Origin of the sequence: Nonomuraea sp. NPDC049784 (genome assembly GCF_040659615.1) — a bacterium.
In the GTDB taxonomy this organism is placed as follows: domain Bacteria; phylum Actinomycetota; class Actinomycetes; order Streptosporangiales; family Streptosporangiaceae; genus Nonomuraea.
The window spans coordinates 1-6,071 of sequence record NZ_JBFAMX010000623.1 but is presented as its reverse complement, the minus strand read 5'-3'; the positions used below and the strand labels follow the sequence as shown (position 1 = coordinate 6,071).

7 protein-coding genes are annotated in these 6,071 nt (G+C 72.1%); 5 read left to right on the top strand and 2 right to left on the bottom strand.

The annotated features are described in order from the left end of the window. Positions 1 to 338: 338 nt before the first annotated feature. From AB0J09_RS53870 to AB0J09_RS53860, 3 genes are all read left to right on the top strand, one after another. Positions 339 to 533, top strand: a complete 195-nt coding sequence (locus tag AB0J09_RS53870; RefSeq protein ID WP_360709955.1) for a hypothetical protein — start codon at positions 339 to 341, stop codon at positions 531 to 533. A 47-nt stretch (positions 534 to 580) separates the two neighbouring features. Continuing rightward, positions 581 to 1,588 carry a non-homologous end-joining DNA ligase gene (gene ligD, locus AB0J09_RS53865; protein WP_360709954.1) on the top strand — a complete coding sequence of 336 codons (1,008 nt, stop codon included), beginning with the start codon at positions 581 to 583 and terminating at the stop codon, positions 1,586 to 1,588. Positions 1,589 to 1,679: 91 nt separating this feature from the next. Continuing rightward, on the top strand, positions 1,680 to 3,128 hold the full coding sequence (locus tag AB0J09_RS53860; RefSeq protein ID WP_360709952.1) for a hypothetical protein: 1,449 nt from the start codon (positions 1,680 to 1,682) through the stop codon (positions 3,126 to 3,128). Positions 3,129 to 3,327: 199 nt separating this feature from the next. On the opposite strand, the gene AB0J09_RS53855 is transcribed toward AB0J09_RS53860, so the two are convergent. Next, positions 3,328 to 4,452, bottom strand: coding sequence for an MFS transporter (locus tag AB0J09_RS53855; RefSeq protein WP_360709950.1), 1,125 nt, complete (start codon positions 4,450 to 4,452; stop codon positions 3,328 to 3,330). A gap of 53 nt (positions 4,453 to 4,505) precedes the next feature. Between AB0J09_RS53855 and AB0J09_RS53850 the strand changes: the two genes are divergently transcribed. Further along, positions 4,506 to 5,258: a helix-turn-helix transcriptional regulator gene (locus tag AB0J09_RS53850; protein ID WP_360709949.1), complete on the top strand. Its 753-nt coding sequence runs from the start codon at positions 4,506 to 4,508 to the stop codon at positions 5,256 to 5,258. 59 nt (positions 5,259 to 5,317) lie between these two features. Continuing rightward, positions 5,318 to 5,773 (top strand): Cys-tRNA(Pro) deacylase, encoded by a 456-nt coding sequence (ybaK, locus tag AB0J09_RS53845; protein ID WP_360709957.1) that lies wholly within the window; start codon positions 5,318 to 5,320, stop codon positions 5,771 to 5,773. A 91-nt stretch (positions 5,774 to 5,864) separates the two neighbouring features. Here ybaK and AB0J09_RS53840 read toward each other — a convergent pair. Further along, a partial coding sequence (locus AB0J09_RS53840) for a hypothetical protein (RefSeq protein WP_360709947.1) occupies positions 5,865 to 6,071 on the bottom strand: 207 nt, incomplete at its 5' end.

The window sequence follows — 6,071 nt, the reverse complement described above, 5'->3', positions numbered from 1 at the left end:
GGGCCATGTACGCCCTGGCCAGGGGGAGCACCCCGTCCATCGCCTCCTTCTGGGGCATGAGCTGCACCTTGGGTGAGTTCTGCCCCGGACCGGGCCTGCCGGGGCAGCCGCCGCGACCGTCACGGGGGGGGTACGGCCACGGCCGGGAAAGCTCAGGACAACTCCACTGCCCGCCACAGGCCCTCCGCTAACGCGCCACACCAAAAAAGCACCAAGCGGTTTTTGCCGAGCGGACCGCCGAGCACGTGTCGCAGCGGGTCGCGTCACATCGGCCTTCGAGGCCATGTGAGTACTTTCACATTGCGTGTCCATTATGTCCGGCCCCATACGCTTGCCGCGTGGGACAGTGGCGAGGCCCTGACGGGCTCCTGGTAGAGGCGATCATTCTGGACGATCGCCCACTCCTGCGTGTCTCCCACCAGGTCAACGGCAGGACGTACCTCCGCGGCTACTGCGCCACCGTCTCCGAGCTGGCCGCCCACGGCGTGGATCTGGCCCAGCTCGTCGAAGACACCGCCTTTGACCATCTGTAGACCCCGGCTGGTCACTGTCGATCAGCCGGACGGGTAAGGCATGCACCATGGTTCGGCTGCCGGCCTACACGCCGATGCTGGCCCAGCTCGGCTCCCTGAACTCCGTCCAGGGCGCTGACTGGGCCGTGGAGATGAAATGGGACGGCGTGCGCGCCCTCGCCTTCATCGAGAACGGCGCCGTCCGCCTGATGTCACGCAACAGCAAGGACATCACCCCCGCCTACCCCGAACTCCAGCTCATGGCCGGCGCCGCCGGAAGGCGCGACGCCGTGATCGACGGGGAGATCGTGGCGTTCGACGAGACCGGGCGGCCCAGCTTCGAGGCGCTGCAGCCCCGGATGCACCAGCGCAACCCCGCAGCGATCGCGGAACTGTCCAGATCGGTGCCGGTGACGTACATGGCGTTCGACATCCTGCACCTCGACGACGACAGCGTCATCTCCCGCCCCTACACCCAGCGCAGAGAACTGCTCGAGACCACGTTCACGCCCGGTTACCGCTGGGAGGTGCCGGTGTGGTTCGCCGACCACGCCGGGCTCGCGTTCGACTCCTCCAGGCAACTGGGGCTCGAAGGGGTCGTGTGCAAGCGGATGGGCTCGCCCTACCGGCCGGGCCGGCGCAGCGCCGACTGGACGAAGGTCAAGAACGTGCGCGCCGTCGAGGTCGTGGTCGGCGGGTGGAAGCCGGGGGGTGGGCGGCGGTCCGGGATGATCGGGTCGCTGCTGCTCGGCGCGTACGACCCCCAGGGCCGGCTGCGGTACGTGGGCCACGTCGGCACCGGATTCACCGAGTCCATGCTGCGCGACCTGGGCGAGCGCCTCGCGCCGCTGGAGCGGCCGGACCCGCCGTTCGACGAGACGGTGCCGCGCGAGCACACCAGGGACGCCCACTGGGTGGAGCCCCGCCTGGTCGGTGAGGTGCAGTACGCCGAGGTCACGGGCGACGGCCGGCTGCGCCACCCGTCCTGGCGCGGGCTGCGGCCCGACCGCGAGCCGCACGAGGCCACCACGGCGGAGATCATGCCGGGCCGCGACACCGACGCGGCAGCCGGCTGATCCGGCGACACGCATTCACTCAATTACATTCCGCCTTCATAGCGTGACTTAGAGTCATCGAGAGGTTCATGATCCGCTCGAAGGGGGCACTGTGTCGAAGACTCTGGTCACCACGCTGATCACGCTGGCCGGCGGCGCGCTCGCGGTGCCCGCGGCCGCGGCCGAGCCACCGCCGCCCGCGGCGCCCGCCAAAGACGGCTCCTGGGGCGCCGTGTCGTCCCCGCTGATGCGCCCCGGCCGCGCCGTGCGTTACTGGAACGCCGGCAAGCAGGCCAGAGCCAGCGGCGCGGACCTGCCGGCGACCGTGCGGAAGTCCGCCCAGGGCGCGGCGCGGCACAGCGTGCCCACCAGCAAGCGGCTCACCCCGCACGGGGACGCCAACGGCTACGCCCGCGTGCACCGCCCCTACAGCGGCTCGACGGTCAGCAGGATCACCGGCCGGCTGTTCTACGTCAACGCGAGCGGGCGCGACGACGCCTGCAGCGCCTCCGTCGTGCGCTCCGCGGCCAAGCTGCTCCTCGTCACCGCCGCCCACTGCGTTTACGGGGTGCCGATGGGCTCCTCGACCGGCCAGTGGCACAGCCACTTCGCGTTCGTGCCCGCGTACGACGGACGAGCGAGCACCATGCGGCAGCGCGAGCCGTACGGGCGGTGGGGCGCCCGCCGGGCGTGGAAGCCCGACGGCTACACCGGCCTGAGCGGCGGCGACTGGAACTCGATCTACGACATCGCCCTCATCGAGGTCGGCAAGAAGAACGACCGCACGCTCCAGGACGCGGTCGGCGGCTTCACCCCGATGCTCAACCAGGGCATCCGGCACACCATCGCCACCACGGGCTACCCCGGCGTGGCCGGCAGAAGGCCGTACGACGGCAAGGACCAGCTCTGGTGCCTGGGCAAGACCGAGCCGGCCGGCGGGATCACCGAGGGCGCCGTCATCTTCCCCTCCGGCACCGTCGCCGCGTCGGACGACGGGCGGATGGAGACGTACAACTGTCACCTGTTCAGGGGCCACAGCGGCGGGCCATGGCTGCTCAAAGGCACCCGCGACCTGGTCGGCGTGCTGTCGGCGGGCAGCGAGGACGGCGAGGAGGGCGGATTCTCCGTCGCCAACGCCCTCAACGCCGAGGGCTACGGCGCCATCGTGAAGAACGCCGACCCGGGCGGGGTGTACGACGCGCTGTCCATCAGCGCCTCGGGGCCGAAGCGTCCGGTCAAGCCCGGCGGCGTCGCCACCGTCAAGGCCACCGTGACCTTGCGCGGGCTGATGTCCGCCGCGCAGGTGCCGGTCACGTTCACGCTGCCGCAAGGCACGACCCTGTCCTCGGTGGACGGCGCCTCCTGCAGGCACACGGACAGGCAGGCCACCTGCACGATCGCCGCCATCCACCCCGGCCGGCCGGTCCAGTTGTCGGCTCACGTCCAGGTCGCTCGCGACGCGGCGGCCTCACCACGCATCACCACCCACGTCGAGTCCACCCCCCTCGACCCGTCCCAGGCCGACAACACCAGCACGATCGCCGTTCCGTTGGCCACTTGATCGCTTGGTCACGACCGGCGGGCCCGGCGCCGGACGATCCCGGGCGCGGTGCTCGGTCACGCCCAGTCATTACGGCGGAGCACGGGAGGACGCCACCCGCCGCCGTCACGACCGACCCTCACTTCAACGCCACTCGGCCGCACGGGCCCGGACCGTGACGTCGCATTCTTGCCTGTCCGGGTGGTGAATCGGGCCCCGGTCAGGCGGACGGCTCCAGAACGGGCTCCTTCAGCGTCCGCGCCAGCAGCCAGGCCAGGGCCGGGAAGACGATCAGGCAGGCCAGCGCCGTCCTCAAGGTCGTGGCCTCCGCGAGCGCGCCCACCAGCGGGCTGGTCAGGCCGCCCACGCTCACCGCCAGCCCCAGGGTCACGCCGCCCGCCGTGCCGACCCGGGTGGGCAGGAAGTCCTGGCCCAGCGTGACATGCAAAGAGAACGGGGCATACAGCGCGATCGACGAGGCCGCGACGAAGGCGTACGCGATGGGACCGGGCGCGAGCACCACGCCCGCGACCGCCGGGACGGCCAGCGCGTAGGCCAGGCGCATCGTGCGCACCCTGCCCCAGCGGGCTGCCAGCCTGCCGCCCAGCACGGTCCCCACCGCCCCGCCCGCGAACAGCACGAACAGCGCCACCGCGCCCGCCGCGCCGCCTCCCATGAACAGGGCCACGAACGCGCTCAGCCCGACGTACACGATCGAGCGGAAGACGATCACCAGCGTCAGCCTGACGAACGACGGCCAGTCGTCCCGGCCGGACACCGGCGCCGCGCCCCGCGCCGCCCGCCCTCCCCCGGCCAGCGCCCGGACCGCCGGGAGCGTCGCCACCGCCCCCACCACCGCCGCCGCCGCGAGGAACGGCGAGGCGCCCAGCCCCCACCCCGCGAGCAACGGCGTCACCAGCACGGGAGCCGACGCGAAGCCCAGCGTCCCGCCCATCGAGAACCAGCTCATCCGCACATGGCTGCCCTCGCTCGCGATCCTGGCCAGCCGCGCGGACTCCGGATGGTAGGCCGCCACACCCAGGCCGGACACCGCCACGGCCAGCCAGGTCAGCACGTAGGAGTCCGTCACACCGCCGAGCGCCACCCCGGCGCCCGCCACGACCATGCTCAACGGGATCAGCCACGGCATCCGCCACCGGTCGGTCAGCATGCCGAACACTGGCTGCACGATCGACGACAGCAGCGTCGCGGCCAGCACGATGCCGGAGACCGCGACGTACCCGTAGCCGCGCCCGGCCACCAGGAACGGCACGAGGGCGGGCACGGCGCCCTGGTAGAAGTCCACGGCCGCGTGGCCGGCGGCGAGCATGGGGATCCTGTTCACGCTCCGATCATTTCCCGGCAGCGGCTGGCTCGCTTCCGATAAAATGCCAATCCATGACGGAAATCCGCCACCTCTCCGAGGCGCCCACAGGGCGGCGGCCGCTCGCGCCGGGAGCGGGCATCGGCGCGCACCGGCACGACACCCACCAGATCGTGTACGCCTGCCGCGGCATGCTCTCCGTCACCACCGGCGCGGGCACCTGGGTGGCCCCGGCGAGCCGGGCGATCTGGATCCCGGCCGGCACGGTCCACGAGCACCGCGCCCACGGCGACACCGACCTGCGCCTGGTGGGCCTCACGGACAACCCCCTCGGCCTCGACCGCCCCGCCGTCCTAGCCGTCGGCCCCCTGCTCCGCGAGCTGATCATCGCCTACACGACCGACGACGGCGCCGGAGGCGGCGGCGACCATGGGGGCGAGCGCGGACGGTTGTGGGCGGTGCTGCTCGATCAGCTCAGACGGGCGCCCGAGCAGCCGCTCCACCTCCCCACCGCCCAGGACCCCCGGCTGGCGGCCGTCTGCGCGATCCTGCACCGCGATCCCGCGGACGGCAGGACCCTCGCCCAGCTGGCCGGGCAGGTCGGCACCAGCGACCGGACGCTTGCCAGGCTGTGCCGGCGTGAGCTCGGCATGAGCTTCCCGCAGTGGCGCACCCAGCTCCGCCTGCACCATGCGCTCCTACTCCTCGCCGACGGCGCCCCCGTGACCACCGTCGCCCACCGGTGCGGGTGGGCGTCGGCCAGCGCGTTCATCGACGTGTTCAGGCGGGCGTTCGGGTACACCCCGGGCAGGGCCTTTACATTGTAGATTCGCTACAATGGGCTTCTGTGAGCAAATCGAAAGGCAAGGGCGGCACCCCGGCCACCATGGCGCTGACCAAGGCCAAGGCCGAGTTCACGCTTCACCCCTACGAGCACGACGCCTCGGCGCAGGCCTACGGTGAGGAGGCGGCGGACGCGCTCGGCGTGCCGTACGAGCGGATCTTCAAGACGCTGGTGGCCGAGGTGGAGAGCGGACTCGCGGTGGCGGTCGTGCCCGTGTCGGGCAAGCTCGACCTCAAGGCCCTGGCCGGCGCGCTCAACAGCAAGCGGGCCGCCATGGCCGACGCCGCCAAGGTGGAGCGGGTGACCGGCTACGTCGTGGGCGGCATCAGCCCTCTGGGCCAGCGCAAGCAGCTGCCCACGGTCGTCGACTCCTCGGCACTCGACTTCGAGACGATCTACTTCTCGGCCGGCAAGCGCGGCCTGCAGATCGAGACCGCCCCCGACAATCTCATCACGCTCACCAGGGCCGTCACCGCCCCCATCGGCAAGCACGGCTAGCCGGTTCGCTCCGGGCATGGGGGCGGTCGTGGGCGGGCTGATCGCCGGGGTGGCGGACGCCGTACCCCGCCGTCGAGTGGCGGCGGCGCCGCTACCCATGCCGCCGTGGCCGCCCGAGCTCCGAGTCCAGGGGCGACTGGCCCAGCAGCCACATGAAGAGCCGCCGGTTCCGCCGGAAGAAGGGGTGGTCACCGCGCCTTCCCCGTCCATCCTGGGCCTCGCGCCGCCTCTCCTCCTCCAGCGCCTTCTCCAGCCCGGGCGTGTTGCCGCCGCCGAAGCGGGCCATGTCCGGCCGGGG

Bases quoted from the DNA above. Each gene is read 5' to 3' on its own strand.
- ligD (WP_360709954.1), top strand. From the start codon at position 581: ATGGTTCGGCTGCCGGCCTACACGCCGATGCTGGCCCAGCTCGGCTCC.
- AB0J09_RS53850 (WP_360709949.1), top strand. From the start codon at position 4,506: ATGACGGAAATCCGCCACCTCTCCGAGGCGCCCACAGGGCGGCGGCCG.
- ybaK (WP_360709957.1), top strand. From the start codon at position 5,318: ATGGCGCTGACCAAGGCCAAGGCCGAGTTCACGCTTCACCCCTACGAG.